The sequence below is a fragment of the Iningainema tapete BLCC-T55 genome (assembly GCF_014698965.1).
In the GTDB taxonomy this organism is placed as follows: Bacteria; Cyanobacteriota; Cyanobacteriia; order Cyanobacteriales; family Nostocaceae; genus Iningainema; species Iningainema tapete.
The window spans coordinates 1-18340 of record NZ_JACXAE010000127.1; the positions used below are offsets into that span (position 1 = coordinate 1).

At 40.9% G+C, this 18340-nt stretch carries 21 protein-coding genes and 1 pseudogene; 7 read left to right on the top strand and 15 right to left on the bottom strand.

What is annotated here, in order from left to right:
* The 14 genes and pseudogenes from ICL16_RS46530 to ICL16_RS42295 form a co-directional block, all read right to left on the bottom strand.
* Positions 1-168 (bottom strand): annotated as a pseudogene (locus ICL16_RS46530) (hypothetical protein); the annotation flags it as partial.
* Complete coding sequence (locus ICL16_RS47550) at positions 125-421, bottom strand: type II toxin-antitoxin system YhaV family toxin (protein ID WP_337907222.1); 297 nt, start codon at positions 419-421, stop codon at positions 125-127. The gene ICL16_RS47550 and the pseudogene ICL16_RS46530, both read right to left, overlap by 44 nt.
* A 116-nt stretch (positions 422-537) precedes the next feature.
* On the bottom strand, positions 538-714 hold the full coding sequence (locus tag ICL16_RS46540; RefSeq protein WP_238361197.1) for a hypothetical protein: 177 nt from the start codon (positions 712-714) through the stop codon (positions 538-540).
* A 327-nt stretch (positions 715-1041) separates the two neighbouring features.
* Positions 1042-2763, bottom strand: coding sequence for an ABC transporter ATP-binding protein/permease (locus tag ICL16_RS42245; protein WP_202895975.1), 1722 nt, complete (start codon positions 2761-2763; stop codon positions 1042-1044).
* 285 nt (positions 2764-3048) lie between these two features.
* A complete protein-coding gene (locus ICL16_RS42250; RefSeq protein WP_190838254.1) occupies positions 3049-3762 on the bottom strand; it encodes a LysM peptidoglycan-binding domain-containing protein in 714 nt (237 codons plus the stop codon).
* A 94-nt stretch (positions 3763-3856) separates the two neighbouring features.
* Complete coding sequence (locus ICL16_RS42255; RefSeq protein WP_190838256.1) at positions 3857-5146, bottom strand: HhoA/HhoB/HtrA family serine endopeptidase; 1290 nt, start codon at positions 5144-5146, stop codon at positions 3857-3859.
* 314 nt (positions 5147-5460) lie between these two features.
* Positions 5461-5670, bottom strand: coding sequence for a hypothetical protein (locus ICL16_RS42260; protein WP_190838258.1), 210 nt, complete (start codon positions 5668-5670; stop codon positions 5461-5463).
* A 179-nt stretch (positions 5671-5849) separates the two neighbouring features.
* Positions 5850-6179, bottom strand: coding sequence for a PepSY domain-containing protein (locus tag ICL16_RS42265; protein ID WP_190838261.1), 330 nt, complete (start codon positions 6177-6179; stop codon positions 5850-5852).
* Positions 6180-6329: 150 nt separating this feature from the next.
* Complete coding sequence (locus tag ICL16_RS42270; protein ID WP_190838263.1) at positions 6330-6560, bottom strand: hypothetical protein; 231 nt, start codon at positions 6558-6560, stop codon at positions 6330-6332.
* Between the two features lie 123 nt (positions 6561-6683).
* Positions 6684-8099: a sensor histidine kinase gene (locus ICL16_RS42275; protein WP_190838354.1), complete on the bottom strand. Its 1416-nt coding sequence runs from the start codon at positions 8097-8099 to the stop codon at positions 6684-6686.
* Complete coding sequence (locus ICL16_RS42280) at positions 8092-8775, bottom strand: response regulator transcription factor (protein ID WP_190838265.1); 684 nt, start codon at positions 8773-8775, stop codon at positions 8092-8094. The genes ICL16_RS42275 and ICL16_RS42280 overlap by 8 nt, the downstream gene beginning before the upstream one ends.
* A gap of 324 nt (positions 8776-9099) precedes the next feature.
* Complete coding sequence (locus tag ICL16_RS42285) at positions 9100-9516, bottom strand: HD domain-containing protein (protein WP_190838267.1); 417 nt, start codon at positions 9514-9516, stop codon at positions 9100-9102.
* Between the two features lie 113 nt (positions 9517-9629).
* Positions 9630-10415 (bottom strand): RNA ligase family protein, encoded by a 786-nt coding sequence (locus ICL16_RS42290; protein ID WP_190838269.1) that lies wholly within the window; start codon positions 10413-10415, stop codon positions 9630-9632.
* Positions 10415-10597: a hypothetical protein gene (locus ICL16_RS42295; RefSeq protein WP_190838271.1), complete on the bottom strand. Its 183-nt coding sequence runs from the start codon at positions 10595-10597 to the stop codon at positions 10415-10417. The genes ICL16_RS42290 and ICL16_RS42295 overlap by 1 nt, the downstream gene beginning before the upstream one ends.
* A 41-nt stretch (positions 10598-10638) precedes the next feature.
* On the opposite strand from ICL16_RS42295, the gene ICL16_RS42300 reads away from it, so the two are divergent.
* Both ICL16_RS42300 and ICL16_RS42305 read left to right on the top strand, forming a co-directional pair.
* Complete coding sequence (locus ICL16_RS42300; protein WP_190838273.1) at positions 10639-10989, top strand: DUF6888 family protein; 351 nt, start codon at positions 10639-10641, stop codon at positions 10987-10989.
* Between the two features lie 235 nt (positions 10990-11224).
* Positions 11225-12214 carry a glycosyltransferase family 61 protein gene (locus ICL16_RS42305; RefSeq protein ID WP_190838274.1) on the top strand — a complete coding sequence of 330 codons (990 nt, stop codon included), beginning with the start codon at positions 11225-11227 and terminating at the stop codon, positions 12212-12214.
* Between the two features lie 22 nt (positions 12215-12236).
* Here ICL16_RS42305 and ICL16_RS42310 read toward each other — a convergent pair whose 3' ends face one another.
* A complete protein-coding gene (locus ICL16_RS42310; RefSeq protein WP_190838276.1) occupies positions 12237-12560 on the bottom strand; it encodes a YnfA family protein in 324 nt (107 codons plus the stop codon).
* A 105-nt stretch (positions 12561-12665) separates the two neighbouring features.
* Here ICL16_RS42310 and ICL16_RS42315 point away from each other — a divergent pair, with 105 nt between their 5' ends.
* The 5 genes from ICL16_RS42315 to ICL16_RS42335 form a co-directional block, all read left to right on the top strand.
* A complete protein-coding gene (locus tag ICL16_RS42315; RefSeq protein WP_190838278.1) occupies positions 12666-13304 on the top strand; it encodes a restriction endonuclease subunit R in 639 nt (212 codons plus the stop codon).
* A 70-nt stretch (positions 13305-13374) separates the two neighbouring features.
* Positions 13375-13539, top strand: a complete 165-nt coding sequence (locus ICL16_RS42320) for a hypothetical protein (protein ID WP_190838280.1) — start codon at positions 13375-13377, stop codon at positions 13537-13539.
* Between the two features lie 15 nt (positions 13540-13554).
* Positions 13555-13761, top strand: a complete 207-nt coding sequence (locus ICL16_RS42325) for a hypothetical protein (protein ID WP_190838283.1) — start codon at positions 13555-13557, stop codon at positions 13759-13761.
* 451 nt (positions 13762-14212) lie between these two features.
* Positions 14213-16351 carry an AAA-like domain-containing protein gene (locus tag ICL16_RS42330; protein WP_190838284.1) on the top strand — a complete coding sequence of 713 codons (2139 nt, stop codon included), beginning with the start codon at positions 14213-14215 and terminating at the stop codon, positions 16349-16351.
* On the top strand, positions 16344-18340 hold a 1997-nt coding region (locus ICL16_RS42335; RefSeq protein WP_238361198.1), incomplete at its 3' end, for a P83/100 family protein. The genes ICL16_RS42330 and ICL16_RS42335, both read left to right, overlap by 8 nt.

Consider the following 18340-nt stretch of genomic DNA (forward strand, 5'->3'; position numbering starts at 1 on the left):
TTTAGGTCTTTGACAATTCTTGCATACTTTCTGCATGAACAAAATCCCTGATTTTTTTGTCAAAATTAACACACTAGAGGAAACCCCAACCACGCTCATTACGATCGCTTTCAACTGTGGAGTATCAAATGCTCGGAAAAACAGTCGATAACGTTCCGGTAAACCCATTTTTTTCACTCGTCCATACTGTTTTAATGCACCAGTTAAAATAAAATAACTCGCACTCGTGATCGAAGGGAATTTTGGTTTCAATTGCCACAGTAATTGCCGCAAACAGCTTCGGCATTGCGTGAGTTTTAAATTCCGCCTCTGGTAATTTTTCCTTTAAGGTGAACACGCGATCAGACAACGCTTGATACTGAGTGCCAAATAGTTGAGTATGAAAATAAATCTCCCAGTCATTACTGATAAACTTGGGCATCTTCTCACGATTCGTCCTCTATTTCCACACCCTCAATAAGTTTATGAGCGGCAGAGGACATTTCAGTTGTGTAAGGCTGTAGTGTATTATTTTTTAACGCTTCCGCGAGAGCAAAATCAAGAAATAACCGCATTAATAGCGAGTATAAATGCATCATCTTCACTCTTTTGCGGAACAATCCGCACAATTGCTGTATCTGGTGACAATACCTCAATCCAACCATCTGCTGTCTTCAAACTGAGGATGCTCGCGGTAAAAATCAGCAGGTAGTCGAAACCCTGCACTGTTACCAATTCTGGTGCTGCGAATGCTATAGGAGTTGCTCATTTACCATGTATGTACTTCATGTATATACATACTAGCAATTTATGCACTGTTGTCGCCCTATATGTTTGAATTTTATATCATTATTCACTCATTAGCCTTAGGTTTCAATCGATTGCCAGTCCAACTTGCTTGTACCAGGTCAGCTTGTCCCAGTAGCCACGTTGAAAGCGGATTTTTCCATCTACAACATCGAAGAAACCGCAACCTCTCAAGGTGTACTTTTTCCCTGCCTGAGTGCGGTGTCCAAATCTAATCTCCGCGCACGGGATAGCGTTGTAGTTTTTTTAACAAACTTATTCAGCCGAATCATATTCTTGAGTAGACATCAACTGCCAATTAGAATCGCCATCCAGCTTTAAAACATACTCGTGATACTGCAACAAGCTGGCGCGGTGTCCAACGCTAATTGTAGTAGTTCCAGTAGCCTTCAATTGTTGATACAGGCACTGTTCATTGGTAATATCTAGCGCGCTAGTTGCTTCATCTAGGATGGCATAGCTCCTAGCACTTAGTAGGAGGCGAGCAAAAGCAAGGCGCTGTTGTTCTCCCAAGGAGAGAAAGTTTGCCCAGTCTAGATGTGCATCAAAGCCTCCAACTCGTTCTGGCAAGTCTTTTAAGTTCACCTGCTCCAAGACTTGATGCAATTTTCTTTCACTGATGTTGGGATTGGTGTTGGGGTAAAGCAACTGACTTCGCAGGGAACCCAGTACCATATAGGGACGTTGCGGCAAAAACATCATCTCTGTCAGGGAAGGGTGAATAATATGACCTGTACCCGCATTCCATAAACCCGCAATTGCACGTAAGACAGAACTTTTGCCACTCCCACTGTGTCCGACAATCACCAGTCCTTCTCCTGGCTTTATGGTAACAGAGAGTTCCCTAACTAAGGTACGTTGATAATTAGGAGTAAGTAGAGTGACTTGGCGTAAAGCTAGTCTGGAGTTTTGCGTCATGTCGATAGTTGTCATTCCTGTTGGCTTTACAGATGGTGTTTCTAAACCATCGGCTAAGCTATCCAAGCGCTCAACTCCTGCCGCGAAAGCAGTCAGGTTTTCAAACTGGCTAACGATAATAGATAAGGATGCAAAAATTTGCCGAAATGCGATCGCTGCTTGGGTAAATTTCCCAAATTCAGTATCGCCTGCAAAGTAGATAGGTGCGACAATAATGTAGGGCAGTGCGGCAACAAAGTAATTATAACTGGTAGTAAAGAAACCAAGATTTCGCTGCCAACTAATCAACAAATCAAAGTTGCGAATTGCGCCCAAAAAGCGCTGTTTTAACTGAACTGATTCTTGCGCTTCACCTTGGTAAAAAGCAATCGATTCGGCATTATCTCTCACATGAACAAGACCGTAACGAAAGTTCGCTTCTTGTTTGAGTTGGTCAAAGTTAATTACAATTAATCTTTGACCAATCAAAGCAGTAACAATTGTTCCTACTACTGCATATAAAAGTAGTGCAACAGATAAGGTAATAGAAATAGATAATAATACGCCCGTGAAAGAAACTAGAGTGACAATTGATGTGAGAATCACCAATAAAAAAGAAAGACTGGTGCGGGTAAATGCCCTAATGTCTTCAGAAATTCTTTGGTCTGGATTATCAATTTTTTCATTAAAATTAATCTGGTAATAAGCGCGTTTTTGCAAATATTTATCCAATAACCGACCTGTTAGCCACTCCCGCCAGTATAATCCTAGCTTATCTTGGAGATAGCCGAACATAACAACAATGGGAGTACCAATCACCAAAAGACCAGCATAAATAGAGATGAATCGCCAAAAGGTTTCTGTATCTTTAGTTTGAGGAAAATTAGCCAGTGATGTATCAATATAGCGGAAAATAAAGCTAATGCCAACGTTGATAGCATTAACAACTAATGCCAATAATAACAGCAGGAGTAGCAGTCCTCGAGCTTTCCATTTTTGTTCAGAAAACCAGTAGGGTCTGGCAAGTGCTAAAAATTTCAGCCAAAGTTGGCGATTGAATCGATTATGCTGGTTTTTCATTCCACTCATTGCTAACAGTTTTTCCCTGAATTTAAATTACTTTTTAACAATTCTCCCGCAAATGGTGCATAATGGCTTCGGAAATTCCTGCCCAAAGTGGTGTATTAATGTTAGCAATCTTCAGCCCTTATGCTGTCCAATTGTTACTGTTTCTGAGGATTGAGTTTCCTTAATTAATGAACCAAGCAAAAGAAAGATAGGAATAGCTAAAAAACCGCTAAAAAGATACAACCAGATGTTTTTGTGTTTCATTTATGAAATAACAAATAACTTGGTATTCTGCAATTACTTCAAGAAGACCTCGCCTGTTTTTTCAATTTTCATTGCAATTTTATCCTCACCAAAATTCTTCCCTTCATCCAACTTGACCTCTAATAATCCGGGTGCTGTTTCTCCTTGAAGATGAACAGTAAGCAGTCCTTTATCCTGTCGCCGGAAGCTAATAGCTACGGCGACTGGTAAGTCTTTTAAGGTGACAGTTGATTTTCCGGAAAGGGTGCGTTGTTTGGTATGTCCAATGACTTCGTATGTAAGCACAGCGTTAGTTTGGTTAGTCAGCTTCACGTTGACTTTCCCATTTACAGGTACAATCTTAGCACTTGGAGTTTGTAGTCCTTCTGGCATAGGTGGGATCACAGAATCATTAGAAGTCTTGGGCGTTTGTTGAGCTTGGGCGCTTTGTGCTAGAAAAATTGGGATTGGAATTGATGATAAACCAATGAGTAAGCTTCCAAAAATTGCTCCTACTCTCACAAAATTATTTTTGATATGTTTGGATTTCGTCATATTTGCACCTCCTATAGGTGGGCATAAGTTTTCATTGTTTTCTAATTCTTTCTCATAAATATTTTTAGGAAGGGAAATCAAAAGTGTTACCTCAGGAATGAGTAGAATTACATCTGGATTAGCATCATAAATTGGTCGCCACCAACTGCGATCACCATAAAATTTTTCGGCTATTTTTGGTAGTGTGTCTCCATCTTTTACGGTGTAAAACATAAGTGCATTCTCGTGAATTCTTGGACTATTAACGTATTTATGAGCCAATGGGATTGGCAGCAGCTTTCGCTTTTTCCACAACGCTCTATTTGAGCTACTGCATCTCAGCAGGGATTGCACCAGTTCGCAAAGATAAGTCGATATTTCTTCCCTGACGACGCAATTGCAAGCTTAAATTCTCACCAACAGAGCTATTTTCTACAGTTTGTTGTATTGTTTGAGCCTCTGTAACTGATTTACCATTGAGCTTTTGAATAATATCACCAGCACGTAAACCGGCTCTAGCAGCTGGAGAATTAGGTACAACTCTGACGACTAAAACACCATTAGCAGCATCCACCGTCATAAGACGGTTGGGGTCACTATTAATTTCTTGTTTAAGTTCTGGGGTAATACTCACCATCTGAATTCCCACAAAAGAATGTTCTACCTTACCGTGAGCTACCAGTTGATTGGCGATGCGTTGAGCGGTATTAATAGGGATAGCAAAGCCTAATCCTTGAGCGCCTTGGATAATTGCTGTATTCATCCCAATCACTTCACCCTGTTGATTTAACAGTGGTCCACCAGAGTTACCAGGATTAATCGCAGCATCTGTTTGAATAAATCTGACACGTTTATCGGCAACACCAACAGCACTGCTAGAGCGCCCTGTGGCACTGATGATACCAGTGGTAACGGAATTATCAAGACCAAAGGGATTACCAATGGCGATCGCCCATTCACCTGGTGTAAGCCGATCTGAGTTACCTAACCTGACGGTTGGTAGCCCTGAAGCTTGAATCTGGACAACTGCTACATCAGTTACTGGATCTGATCCTAACACCCTACCCTCAAATGAACGTCCATCCTTTAACCTGACTCTTACCGTCTGAGCACCATCAACTACATGAGCATTAGTAAGAATACGTCCATTGGAGCTAACAATAAAACCAGAACCAGTTCCGCGTTCCGTCCGCCTGCGCGGTTGCATCGGCTCCAATCCAAAGAAATCACGAAAGAATGGGTCGTTGAAAACCCCTGGTACGCGATTGGTTACAGTTCTAGAGGCATCAATTCGCACCACAGCAGGACCAACATTGTCCACCGCAGCAGTAACAAAGTTGTTGTTTGTAGTGGCTGGTAAGCCAGGAGGGGCAGTTGTACTATCCGATACAACAACTCCTTGAGAGTTAGGTTGTTGGGGTGATAGTGGATTGCGTGCAAGCAAATAGCCACCTGAAAGGGTGATGCCACTTCCTAATAGCACTAAAGATAAATGGGTAGCTAGCTTTTGCCAAGAAAACCTTTTCTTAGTTTGGTTGTTGCTAACCGAAGGATCAAACGGGATAATATGATTACTTTGTTCGGAATTCTGCTCGAAATCACGTCGTTCGATTTTCATGGTGACACCTACCACAAGCAAGTTAGAAACAAATCTTTAAAAGTAACAAGCAGTATTTTTCAAGTTTGTTTAAAACCTTTCCGTTTCTGGTGGCTTCGCTATCGCTCCAGGTTAATTGAGGAAAAAGTTTTGAGCGCTGTCATTCTGGTAGATGCAACTAGTCTAACTTACCAAGGAAACTTTATGGTGCTTCTGGGTGAGTGGGGGATATCATAGCTTAAGCCTGCTTTCTCTAGGTCTTGCGTCAAAGTATTGAGTTCCTCTTTGATCTTGGCGCGATTGCGATGAGCAAGCAACTCGGTTTGTGTTAAATGTTATAAACCTTGTGTTTTTGCCCAAGTGGCGATCGCTTGCAAATTTGGGTGAATCAAAGTTGCAAGCCGCTTCCTGTCCTTGCCTACTACCACTATCTGGCTGATGACTTGATTGTTTTCGCCAACAAATTTTCTGGCGGCGACGATTTTATTTTTTCCTTGAGATACTACACGTCGAAATTGCATCGTTTTCTCCAGCTTAATTTCCATAGTTCAATCTCCCATCCATTTAGTTTATTGTTATTTGCTTATATCTTGTATGTTAGATAGAGTTTTTAAGAAAACGATGAGAGTAATAATAATTTTTGCTTGAATTATCTGTAAAAACATAAATATTAACAAGATAAATTAAGAAAATGATGAGAGGTTTTTGCTTTCCAAGATATAAATTAATTAGGCAGCCATGCTAAGAGAGGAACATCTGCTAAATTCCAGCCTTGCTCAGTTTTAACAATTTCTTTTGTGTTGGCATCTATGTACACTTCTAAATCATTGTTTAGTTTAACTTCCCATGCCAAATTATTATTTTCATACTCTAAATTGACATCAATTGCTGCTGTACCTGGGTTAGCAGCAAGAACCGTTTCTATGGCTTCAACCATTGTGACGGCAGGTGCTGTGTTGTCAGGGGAAGCTTGAACAAGTCTATTTCTAAAGAACCAACTTCCTACAAGAACCACTAATACTCCACCAGCCATAATTGTTTGCTTAATTCCCATAATTAAACCTCATAATTGAAGGTTTGATGTTATTGGCTCATACCTGAATGTTAGAGAAACTTTTTAAGAATACGATGAGAGTTACAAGAAAATTATTGTAGGTTTGCGTGAACGTTGCGACTGTCTACGCTAACCTACAATTTATAACTATTAAAACACTAGCAATAATACGCCAATCCCACTTCCCCAAAAGACAATAGAGATAAAAAGACCCCACAAAAATCCTCTCATAGCATACGGATAGCAATCAATCATATATTGACTAGCTTGAGTTTCACATATCGCGTGTTCAGGTATCTGCTGAGATTGGGATATTTGCTGTTGCAATTGGGATAACTGCTGTAATGAAGTTGCATTCAGTCTCATTTCACTTACTGTCATGGTCTAACCCTATTTCAACTCGCTATAATTTCAAGTTACAAAACGAGATTAAGAAAATAATGAGAGTCAACGACTATTTGTTCATTTCATTAATTTTGATGAGTCTAAAAATTGCTTTACTCGTCAAAGTTTGTGTGGTAAAGTAGTATGTTGGGCTGGTAGAGTGACGGTAAAAGTAGTTTCTTTGTTAGGAATGCTGTCAGCAGTAATAGTACCGCCATGCAAGCGAGCAATTTCGTGAGCGATCGCCAACCCCAACCCAGATCCACTTTTTCCTTGGAAACGGGCTGAGTCTGCCCGATAAAACCGCTCAAATAGGTGAGGTAGATGCTCTTTTGCAATACCTACTCCTGTGTTAATTATCATCACCTGCACTACATTTGAGTGCAAATTTGACCGCACCCAAACAACACCTCCAAGTGGTGTGTATTTAACAGCGTTGTCTACCAGGTTCAAAAACAAACTCGTCAACTGGTCGGGATCGCCCTGCACCCACAAATCGGGAGTCAAGTTATTTAGCAGCTTAATCTGTTGCGATTCTGCGGCATGTTGCACTTGTTCCACAATCACTTCCAACAAGTTGTTTAAGTCCACAGGTAATGGCTCAAAAGGCAACTGTCCCCGGTCAATCCTTGCTAGTAACAGTAAACCATTGCTGAGGCGAATTAGTCGGTCTACCTCTTGTTCTAAGTCCTGCAAGGTTTGCTCGTATTCATCTGGAGTGCGCTCCTGACTGCGGGTTACATCTATGCGTCCCTTGATAACCGTCAGGGGAGTACGTAATTCATGGGCTGCATCAGCCGTAAACCGTTGTTCCCGCTCAAAACCTGCTTGTAAACGTTCTAACATCTGGTCAAAGGTGGTCGCCAACTGTCCCACTTCATCTTTTGCCCCTTTGTAGTTTAGACGTTGGGCGAGGTCAATGGCGCTAATATCTTGGGCAGTCTGGGTAATTTGACTGATGGGTTGCAATGCTTTTGATGAGAGAAATAAACCACCACAACCTGCGAGGACAAGTATCAATGGCAATGTAAATAACATTTCTCTAGGTAATTCTTGTGATATTTCTTCTAATGCCTCAAGAGACTTTGCTATTTGCAGCCAGCCGATAATCTGACCTTGACGGATTACTGGTTGGCTAATTAGTCGCCAGTCTGCCTTATTTCTTGCCAGTCTTATGTATCCACTGGCACTTGGTATCCACAGAGGCACTTCTTGGTATTTGCCAAAGCCGTCCACTATTTTGCCTTGAGGAGTAATTAGGCGAACTGCAAATCCAGCCTCTATCAAACGTTGTGCGGTATTTTGTCGGCTTGGCTTGTCCGCAAAGGCAAGAGCGTTGCCCTGATCGTTTAAATAAACCAAGGACTGAGAACCTGCTATTTGCAGAGCGGTATCCGCCTTGCTAATTATTTTACGCTCAAGTCGGAAATACAAATAGCCCGTGAACCCGCCCAGAGTCAGCCCCAATAACAGGAGATACCAAGCAGTTAATTTTATACGTACAGGGATGTGATTCAGCCACTTCAAACTAATCATTGGCAGCATCTGCATTAAGGCAATATCCTACACCACGCACTGTGTGCAGGAGGGGTTTGTCGAAACCGTGGTCTATCTTGCGTCGCAAGTAGCCAATATAAACATCAATAACGTTGGAATTTTCGTAAAAGTCAAAATTCCAGGTATGTTCGGTTATTTGACTGCGGGTAAGTACCTGGCGAGGGTGGCGCATAAGATACTCTAGCAGTGTAAATTCACGGGGGCTGAGGTTGATACTTTTTCCAGCGCGGCGTACTTCCCTAGTCGCAACGTCCATCTCCAAGTCTCCGACTCGCAGTATTGTGTTCTGTTGCATAGGAGGACGACGTAGTAAGGCACGCAGACGCGCCAATAGTTCGCTCAAAGCAAAGGGCTTAAACAAGTAGTCATCAGCACCAGCATCTAGACCTCGAACCCGGTCTTCTACTGCATCGCGGGCGGTTAGTAGCAGTACAGGGGTTTTAAAACCTTGCGATCGCAATTTCCGCAAAAGCTGTAGACCGTCCATCTGAGGCAACATTATATCCAGTACGATGATGTCATACTCTGCTGAAGAAGCATAATCCAGTCCCTGCTGACCATCAGTAGCTATATCTGTTGCGTAACCCGCTTCTTTCAATCCCTGACTAATAAATTGAGCAATGCCAGGTTCGTCTTCTACCAGTAAGACGCGCATAGGTAACTGTTCTCTTCAAATGGAATTACTTTAATTAAACACAATAAATTTAAGTCCTGTCTCAAAATTCAGTCTCCCCTGCCTTTAGGCAGGGGATTCATCCAAGAGTCGCAATGGATAACTTGGCTTGCTTTAATCACTGCTCGTTGGGGATTGGGTTTGTCCCAAAACCATAAAGGCAAGCTAAGCTGGTGCGCATCTAAATTTAACATTTTTTCGTAAAGACAGTCCTAAGTGAGCGTGTCCTAAGTGAGCGTGCCCTTTGTTACAAATGACTAATGACAAAGGACGATCCGGCAGGAGTCAATATACATTTTAAATGCGTCACAGCTTACCATATTTAACTAAAGCAACAATCGCCTCCCTTTCTGGAAATGGCACATGCATATCCCAGAGAACCTGTTGTGCCATTTTTGCACCTTGAAGTACGTGTCCTTTTGCTGTGATGACATCATCTTCTAATTGAGTGGAGGTGGGTTTGGCAACGTCATGCAGCAAAGCGGCGGCAAACAAGATCGAACGCTCTTTGGCAGGTAATGCTCGCCATTGGGGTAATGCAACTAATGCTTCACATACCAGTTTTGTATGGATGAGAACATTACCTTCTGCGTGATAACGGGGATCCTGGGGACAAGTAGCTAAGTTGCGCAGCCAGTCAAATTGCGCTTCAAGTGCTGACCAGTTGATTGAGCGATCGCTTTGACTGGGACAATAAGGAAAAGACCAAGATGGGCTACTCATATCGTAATTCTCCACTTAACTTTCGTAGTGAGCGCTACTCTTCGAGAAGCCGCTTCGCGTCTACAGCGCTCAAAAAGGTTTTAAGCGCTTAAGCTCTTACTACAAACGTCTTATTACCTAAACAAATTGGTATCGGCACGAAGAAGATTTGGTATAATAGGGCGGTTGAGCCAATGTCCATCTGATTGTTGGATGGTGGTTAAAAAGCTTGAGCGCACGTATTTATAACGGGCAGTCACCGTATTACCTGTTTCGACTTTGATGTACAATCCTTCCATGAGGGAACTATGATCGGTTTGTTTGAGCGCACGCTCGACATCAAGTTCTTTTTCCTGACAAATTTGGCGTAAACTTTCCAAATGTAATGGGGTTTGATAATGCGACTCACCTAGCAACCCGATTAATTGCTTGTAAGATTTGAGTCTGCCGGAAAAAAGCACAGGTACAGAAACTAGAGGTAATCCAGCTAGTAACTGTAGGCGACTAGCTGTGCTGAGAAAAACTTGCTTCTCTAAATCCAGCACATCGTACTCTAAAAAGTAGTGGGGTAAAGCATCGTAAAACACTGTATGCTTGGCGTACAAACATTCTCCAAAGAGAATAAAGCGACTTCCCAACTTTGAGTAAAATGCAGCAGCATGAGTATGCGCCCACTGTTTAAACAAGTTAAAGTGCTTCTCTCTGGCTCCACCTGTTAAATAATGTCCCCGACTTTGCAGTCGAATTTGACAGTTAGCACCAAAACTAATGGCAGCATTTGCCCCATCCACTTTTTCTTCTACCACTACGTACTTTTCTTTGATATCATCAAAGGGAATGTTATCAAGGTCTTCATCCCCAGGTTGCAAACGCGAACCCTTAAGATGAGGGGTGCGTGGATATTTATAAACTTGTTCCATTACTTCTCTACCTTAGCGACTGCAATCAAACGATTTTTCAACAAATAAGCATCTACCCCAAACGCTAGCCTCTGAGGACTACCATTATTTGCTGTTGAACGAATTTGATTGAGACGAGGGGTTACATATGCCTTTACCGTAGTTTTCCAAGAGTAGTATTCATATAATACATTATACTCCACGCTTCTTGGCTAGTATTTCTTTGCAGGTGTAAAACAAAAATATGCAGCAACAACCAAACCACAGACAATTAAGAGAATTTGTTAGCATGAGTCAGTGGCTGACAAGCTCGTCTTTCCCTCTCCATCTCATTAGAATGGATGAACGCACCCGCGACGTATTTATTTTAGCAGGTGACATATTAGAGATCACTATTAGAGAAGATGGTCAAGTTTATTATGACCAAACTCTGCACAGCGATACAAGTAAAGCTGAATTAAGAGATTACGTACTCAAACATCGAGAAGACAACGAAGCATTCTATAAGTTTTCAGATCGAGTCAGGGCAACTGCGAAACCCATAGATGGAGACGAGTTTTTTCAAATTCTTGCCTCTGCATCAAAGTACCAATAGAGGATGGAGTCTTACTTTTTTATAGTAAATCCACCATTGACAACCAGCTTTTTAGTTTCCTCAGATGTCTATGCAACTGACTGATTCACTAAAAAACTTGTTAAATAGAACAGCAAATAAACTTGAGGCAACATATAGGCATTACTCGTCCCAAGTAATAGTTCCGTATTACCATGTCCTACCTCCTACAAATTGCGAGAAACTTGAGAGCATAATTTCTCATTTCGGCGGTTCAATGCAATTGCAACATTACAATTCACAAGTACATTACTCACTTCCGGTACACTGTACTCGTGAACTTTATGCCTTTTTCAGCCAATTTACAAACAGAACATTTACACAAGAATATGTAGGGCTATTACCACACGGACTAGTTTTTGGTTCAGGAGTAGTTATTTCACCTGATGGAAAAACAATTGCTAGAGATGTTTCCATAGATTTTAGACAACCCTTTGAAACTCATTGGTTATTACATGTTAAGAGGCTTAAACGACCTAAATTATTAACTGGGAAGACAGCTGTGATTGCCGTGGAGTCAAGTCCATCTAACTACTATCACTGGCTATTAGACGAATTACCCCGGCTGCTAATTCTGGAGAGGGATGAATTTAATACAATGATTGCAAGTAACTCGAATCAATATAATCGCGATGCATTAAAGCTTTACGGTTTTAATGGTAAAATAATTAGCCCCAACAGTCATTTTCAATGCGATGAGTTAGTAGTTCCAAGCTTAGTTGGAAGTACAGGGCATCCCACTCCAAAAGTTGTAGATTTAATTTCAACATTCGTAGAACCTTTGTTAAATAGTACTTCTTCTTTTGGGGAAAAAATATATATTTCCAGAGAAAATGCTAAGCTCCGCAAAATTTTTAATGAGGAACAATTGTGGTCAAACTTAAAAGCTAGGGGATTTCATAAGTTAAAATTAGAGGAAATGACTTGGGTTGAGCAGATTGGCGCTTTTAATCATGCACGAGTTATTGTTGCACCACATGGGGCTGGTTTGGCAAACCTCATATTTTGCCGTCCTGGCACAAAAGTAGTAGAGTTTTTTAATAGATCTTACGTACATTGGTGTTATTGGCAACTTGCCTCAATTAAGGGTTTAGACTATCGTCCAGTAGTTCCATCAGGAGATGAGGAATTATCTCATAAAGGTTCTGCTCTTATTTCAGATTTACAGGTAGATTGTCATCAAATAATTACCGCTTTGTCGGAATAATATGCTCAATGAGGTGAAATGTTCAAGCTCGTCGCCAGTACATGATGACATACACACCAACTAGAGCAATAAAACCGCCGATGAGATCAAATTTATCAGGGGTAGTTTTGTCTACTTGCCATCCCCAAAGGATAGAAAGAACAATAAAAACTCCCCCATAAGCTGCGTAAACTCTGCCAAAGTTAGCTTCTTGCAATGTCGGGATAACTCCATACAAAATTAGCAGTACGCTACCAAAAAATGCATACCAAATGCTTTTAGCTTCCCGCAACCAAAGCCAAATTAGGTAGCCACCAGCAATTTCACATAACCCAGCTAAGATAAAGTAAAGCAAAGACTTGACCATATAAGCTTTGAATAGTTAGTTCTCAACGTCCTGTGTACGTAGATTAATGTATAATATATAATAATCTTGAGTAAACAAAATTGATTATATTTAATAAATATAAATATGGTAACAGTAATTCAAGCGGAAAAAGTCAAATTATATGATTTAGAAAAAAAGTTTAATCTTAAACTTTCAGATTCTTCACAGATATTTTTAGAATGGCAACAAGACTTACCAGAACTTACAGACTATGAAAAACAGGAATTAGACAGAGTAAAAGCAAGTTATTTAAACTTGATCAAACGTCCCATGCCTGAGAATATGGTTAAGATGGCAGTATTGTCACCTTTATTAAATTATGCAGGCTTTTATTTAGAACCTTTTTATACTGATAGCGAGAAATCTGTTGAAATTACTGCTGAAGATGGAGAAGTGACTATTCGAGGAAAAATTGATGTTTTAGTATTGCAAGATCAACTATGGGTTCTCGTCATTGAATCAAAACAAGCAGGATTTTCTTTAGAAATCGGAATCCCGCAAGCCTTATCATATATGCTAGCTAATTTAAAACCTGATAAACAATTATTGGGTTTAGTAACAAATGGTGGTAATTTTATTTTTATCAAATTGATTCAGCAAGAACAACCAATTTATGCTTTATCCGACGAATTTACAATTAGACGCGGTAATGACTTATACACTGTCTTGAGAATTTTAAAGCGCATGAGTCAATTATTTACCGCGTCGAGTGTGTCAACATAGTACAATTGTTAGCGTTAAAAGGGCTGGTTCATTGGTTAAAATTGGAGAGAGATAATTAATAGGATTGTGTATGCAGCAACAAAACTGTGAAGCCGTGTTTGAAAATGGCATCTTACGCCCTAGCCCCAAAACAAAACACTTTCCGAAAAAAGGACTTATTTCTCAGTTAACAGATAATCCAATCAAAATTGAAGATTTTCAGCCTTTGACAAGAGTTGAAGCCAATGAACGTTAGTGAACGAAAATCTCCATGAATACTCAACTAGTTAAAACGCTAGTACAAATAATTCGCTCCCTTTCACAAGAAGAAAGAGCATTACTAGAAACTGAGCTATTTTTTGATAGTTCTAAACCTTCTACCCAAGAGTTAATGCAACTTGCACTCATGGGTGGTGCATTTGATTTTTTATATGATGAGTCAGATATCTATTCTTTAGAAGATGGAGAACCTGTGTAATGTCTCTCAAAAAAGGAGATATTGTCCTAATTCAGGCATTTCAACTCGTAACGTTAAACTAAGATGGCGATCGCCTTAACTAAATTTTAGAAAGCTACACTATAAAAGGTGAATATACGGTTGACAGAAGAGGATACTAAGCTTACCAAGTAAAAATAAGAATCACTTGAAACAATCTGAGACAGTCTCGACGCAACAGGGATTGATAAATCGGTGTTTTGTAATCCCCATGACACAGCATTAGTACTCATTCTAATCATTCTACAATTCTAACATTACACGCAAATACCATTTTGTGTATTGCTACCGTGCGGTTCTATAATAATCAGATGAGCGCAAAAATTTCCCGTTTCTATCTCTCTGGTGCATAAGTTGATTTTGCTTGTACCTAATTAGTAAATAAGTCTGACTCATATAACCAAATTTTTGTAAAATGCCTAAGGTCAAATAAATGACAGCAAATTTGACAGTAGTTGATAGCATCGTGAAGAAAATTCTGATTTTATCAGCTAACCCACAAAGAACCTCTAAGTTACGTCTGGATGAGGAAGTCAGAGAAATTCAGGCGGGGTTGGAACGTGCAAAAAGGCGGGAGCAGTTTGAAATTATTACTAAGTGGGCAGTACGGGTAGATGATTTGCGACGGGCTTTGTTGGATTATGAACCACAAATTGTGCATTTTTCTGGACATGGGGCAGGGAGTGATGGCTTGGCGTTGGAAAATAACTCTGGAAATTTGCAACTTGTCAGTACGCGATCGCTAGCAAGATTATTTAAATTATTTCAAGATAAAGTAGAGTGTGTGTTGCTTAATGCCTGCTATAGTGAAGTACAAGCTCAGGCGATTCACCAAAATGTAGATTGTGTGATTGGGATGAGTCAAGTAGTAGGCGATCGCACAGCAATTGAGTTTGCAGTTGGATTTTATGATGCTCTAGGTGCAGGCAGAAGTTACGAAGATGCTTTTGAATTTGGTTGCACTTCGATTGATTTAGAGGGAATACCAGAGTCAGAAACACCTGTATTAAAAACTAGAAACAGCGAAAAAGACACAATTCCTTCCGCGACTTCACTTCAGCGCATTTTTATTAGTTACAAGCGCAATGTCGAACCGGATGAACCTGTCGCGACTCAAGTTTACCAGGAATTGTCACAGCAGTACAATGTCTTTATTGACCGAAGAATACTGGTAGGTACGCGCTGGGCAGAATCCATTGAAACGGAATTAAGAAGTACTGATTTTCTCATCGTTTTCCTTTCTGAGCAGTCTGTGAATAGTGAGATGGTGCAGTGGGAAATTTCCCTTGCTCAAGAATTAGCACAAAGGCAAAGCGGAAAACCTGTTATTCTCCCAGTGCGTTTAGCTTATCGAGAAGCATTTCCCCATCCCATCAGCATCTACTTGAACCAGATTAACTGGGCATTTTGGGAAACTTCTCAAGATACGCCGCGTTTAATAGAAGAGTTAAGGCAAGCAATTAATGGTGGTTCCTTCAAGATTGACCTTGAAGCTAAAACTAGTTTACTTCAAATCAATCAACCCAAGCAATTAACTGCACCAACTCCATTTGCACAACCAGTGGTGTTAGAAATGCCATCGGGGACGATGAAACCTGAATCAGCGTTTTATGTGGAACGCAACGCGGACGCAATTGGGTTGAGTACTATTGTACAGCTTGGTGTCACGATTCCGATCAAAGGACCCAGGCAAGTTGGGAAAAGTTCATTGTTGATGCGGTTAATTCAAGCTGCTCGCAATGCTGATAAGCGAGTTGCTTATCTTGATTTTCAACAGTTGAACAATTCTGTACTAAGTGATTCAGAATTGTTCTTCCGTCACTTCTGTTGTTGGATTAGTGATGTGCTGGAATTGGAAGATAAAGTGGAGGAGTATTTTCGTCTTAATTTAACCACAATTCAAAGGTGCGATCGCTACTTACAACGTCATATTTTAAAAGGATTGGGACAACCGTTGGTGTTGGCAATGGATGAAGTGGACAGAGTTTTTGACACCAACTTCCGCAATGACTTCTTTGGCATGTTGCGTAGCTGGCATAATAGCCGTGCGATTTATCCGAGTTTAGACAAATTAGATTTAGTACTCGTCACTTCTACAGAACCATATCAGTTAATTGATGACCTTAACCAATCTCCGTTTAATGTGGGGCAGATTATTGAACTAGAAGATTTTACAACCGAACAAGTTACCGAACTTAATCGTCGTCATGGTTCACCCTTTGATGCCAACTCACTGCAACAATTGTTTCCCTTGCTGAGTGGACATCCTTACTTAGTGAGAAAGGCACTGTACTTAGTTGCTAGTAGACAAATCACCCCAAAAGAGTTATTCACCAATGCTACTGCCCCGAATGGACCTTTTGGTGACCATTTGCGGCGGCTATTATCATTATTATATGATAAGCAAGAATTGATACAAGGGTTGCAGCTTGTCATTAGTCAAAACATCTGTCCAGATCGGCAAATTTTTTGGCGATTGCAGGGTTCTGGATTAGTACGCGCTTCCGGACAATCTATCATACCTCGTTGTGATTTGTACGCCGAATATTTCCGGGAGAATCTGCATGGCTGATGCAAGCATTTATACTGTCGGGGGGACAGTACAAACGAACCGGAGTGGGGTTTACATTCAAAGACGTGCAGATGAGGAATTGTTAGCACTGTGTCGAGAAAGAAAATTTGCTTACGTTCTCACACCGCGTCAGATGGGTAAATCTAGTTTAATGGTACGGACTGCTCGTCAACTGAGAACGGAAGAAATTCAGTCAGTGATGATTGACTTGACGGGGATAGGTACACAAGTCATCAATCCTGAACAGTGGTATCTAGGTTTACTCATGCAAATAGAAGCACAGTTGATGCTGGATACTGATGTACACCAATGGTGGCAGGCACATGCCCATTTGGGTTTTACCCAACGGTTAACAGAATTTTTTCAGCAGGTGTTGTTAGTTGAGATAACGGCATCAGTGGTCATTTTTATAGATGAAATTGATACAACTTTGAGTCTAGATTTTACAGACGATTTTTATGCAGCTATTCGCTATCTCTATGTATCCCGTGCTTTTAGAGCAGAATTTGAGCGGCTTTCGTTTGTATTATTTGGTGTGGCAACTCCCGGTGATTTAATTCGCGATCCCAAGCGGACACCGTTTAATATTGGTCAGCGAGTTGACCTAACTGATTTTACCTTTAATGAAGCAAAACCGCTAGCAGAGGGATTGGGATTGGCAACTTCTCAAGCAGAGCAAGTGTTACAGTGGGTACTTTCTTGGACAAAAGGACATCCCTACTTAACGCAGCGTCTTTTTTCTATTATTAGTCAGCAATCTCAGAAAAATTGGACAAAAGCTGATATTAACAATATAGTAAGTAGCACTTTTTTCGGTGCGATGAGTGAGCAAGATAATAACTTGCAGTTTGTCCGTGATATGCTGACTAAACGCGCACCAGACAAAGCTGCTGTTTTAAGCATTTATCGTGAAATTCGGCGGGGGCGTGCTGTTGCTGATGAAGAACAGTCTATCATCAAATCTCACCTGAAATTATCAGGTATAGTCAAAAGAGAGAATGCCGTGTTGAAGATGCGAAATCCCATCTATCAGCAAGTGTTTGATTTGAAGTGGGTGAATCAACATTTGCCGTTGAACTTGCGGGATTTTTGGGAGCGTTACAAGCCATTGTTACCATATCTTGCAGGAGGATTAATATTTTCTGTTTTAATGAGCGCACTGGCACTTTATGCGATCGAGCAACGTCAGGAAGCAGTCAATCAGCGACAAGAAGCATTACGTCAGCAACAAGAGGCAGAAAATCAGGCAAAAAATGCTCAAACACAGCAGAATTTAGCTCAAAAACGCGCAGAAGAAGCACAGGCAGCTCAAAAGCGAGCGGAAGCATCTCAACAAGCAGAAGTAAAACAACGTCAACTTGCCCAACAACGTCAATCACAAATAGCTGATGCTCTGAAGGAAACCGAAGCTGCTCAACAAGCAGAAACAAAACAACGTCAACTTGCCCAACAACGTCAATTACAAATAGCTGATGCCCTCGAAAAAACCAAAGCAGCTCAACAAGCAGAAACAAAACAACGCCAACTTGCCGAACAAGCTCTACAGAAAACCCAAACTGCTCAAAAATTAGCTGTGCAACGTCAGAAAGAAGCGCAGAGACAGCGAGATGTTGCCCAACAAAGACAAAAAGAAGCAAACAACGCTAAAGCAGAAGCGAAGAAAGGGCAAGTGAATGCAGAAATCCTCGCCCAGAGTCTCACTTCCGAAAACCTGTTTGTCTCAAACTTAAATTTTGAGGCTTTGATAGGAAGTTTGAAGTTAGCCAAACGAGTCAAAACTCCAGGCAAGAATATAGAACCAGGTAACCGCATGAGAGCAGTTGCTACTCTCCAGCAGATTGTTTATGGGATCAGGGAACGGAACCGACTGGAAGGGCATAGCAGTATTGTCAACAGTGTGGCATTCAGTCCCGATGGCAAAACCATCGCTTCTGGCAGTAGGGACAACACGGTAAAATTGTGGAATCTCCAGGGGGAGCAACTCAAAAC

What these genes read in the sequence shown, in the direction of transcription:
- ICL16_RS47550 (WP_337907222.1), bottom strand. Translation starts at nt 421, where the DNA reads ATGCCCAAGTTTATCAGTAATGACTGGGAGATTTATTTTCATACTCAA.
- ICL16_RS42245 (WP_202895975.1), bottom strand. Translation starts at nt 2,763, where the DNA reads ATGAAAAACCAGCATAATCGATTCAATCGCCAACTTTGGCTGAAATTT.
- ICL16_RS42250 (WP_190838254.1), bottom strand. Translation starts at nt 3,762, where the DNA reads ATGTTTTACACCGTAAAAGATGGAGACACACTACCAAAAATAGCCGAA.
- ICL16_RS42255 (WP_190838256.1), bottom strand. Translation starts at nt 5,146, where the DNA reads ATGAAAATCGAACGACGTGATTTCGAGCAGAATTCCGAACAAAGTAAT.
- ICL16_RS42260 (WP_190838258.1), bottom strand. Translation starts at nt 5,670, where the DNA reads ATGGAAATTAAGCTGGAGAAAACGATGCAATTTCGACGTGTAGTATCT.
- ICL16_RS42265 (WP_190838261.1), bottom strand. Translation starts at nt 6,179, where the DNA reads ATGGGAATTAAGCAAACAATTATGGCTGGTGGAGTATTAGTGGTTCTT.
- ICL16_RS42270 (WP_190838263.1), bottom strand. Translation starts at nt 6,560, where the DNA reads ATGACAGTAAGTGAAATGAGACTGAATGCAACTTCATTACAGCAGTTA.
- ICL16_RS42275 (WP_190838354.1), bottom strand. Translation starts at nt 8,099, where the DNA reads ATGATTAGTTTGAAGTGGCTGAATCACATCCCTGTACGTATAAAATTA.
- ICL16_RS42280 (WP_190838265.1), bottom strand. Translation starts at nt 8,775, where the DNA reads ATGCGCGTCTTACTGGTAGAAGACGAACCTGGCATTGCTCAATTTATT.
- ICL16_RS42285 (WP_190838267.1), bottom strand. Translation starts at nt 9,516, where the DNA reads ATGAGTAGCCCATCTTGGTCTTTTCCTTATTGTCCCAGTCAAAGCGAT.
- ICL16_RS42290 (WP_190838269.1), bottom strand. Translation starts at nt 10,415, where the DNA reads ATGGAACAAGTTTATAAATATCCACGCACCCCTCATCTTAAGGGTTCG.
- ICL16_RS42300 (WP_190838273.1), top strand. Translation starts at nt 10,639, where the DNA reads ATGCAGCAACAACCAAACCACAGACAATTAAGAGAATTTGTTAGCATG.
- ICL16_RS42305 (WP_190838274.1), top strand. Translation starts at nt 11,225, where the DNA reads ATGCAATTGCAACATTACAATTCACAAGTACATTACTCACTTCCGGTA.
- ICL16_RS42310 (WP_190838276.1), bottom strand. Translation starts at nt 12,560, where the DNA reads ATGGTCAAGTCTTTGCTTTACTTTATCTTAGCTGGGTTATGTGAAATT.
- ICL16_RS42315 (WP_190838278.1), top strand. Translation starts at nt 12,666, where the DNA reads ATGGTAACAGTAATTCAAGCGGAAAAAGTCAAATTATATGATTTAGAA.
- ICL16_RS42320 (WP_190838280.1), top strand. Translation starts at nt 13,375, where the DNA reads ATGCAGCAACAAAACTGTGAAGCCGTGTTTGAAAATGGCATCTTACGC.
- ICL16_RS42325 (WP_190838283.1), top strand. Translation starts at nt 13,555, where the DNA reads ATGAATACTCAACTAGTTAAAACGCTAGTACAAATAATTCGCTCCCTT.
- ICL16_RS42330 (WP_190838284.1), top strand. Translation starts at nt 14,213, where the DNA reads ATGACAGCAAATTTGACAGTAGTTGATAGCATCGTGAAGAAAATTCTG.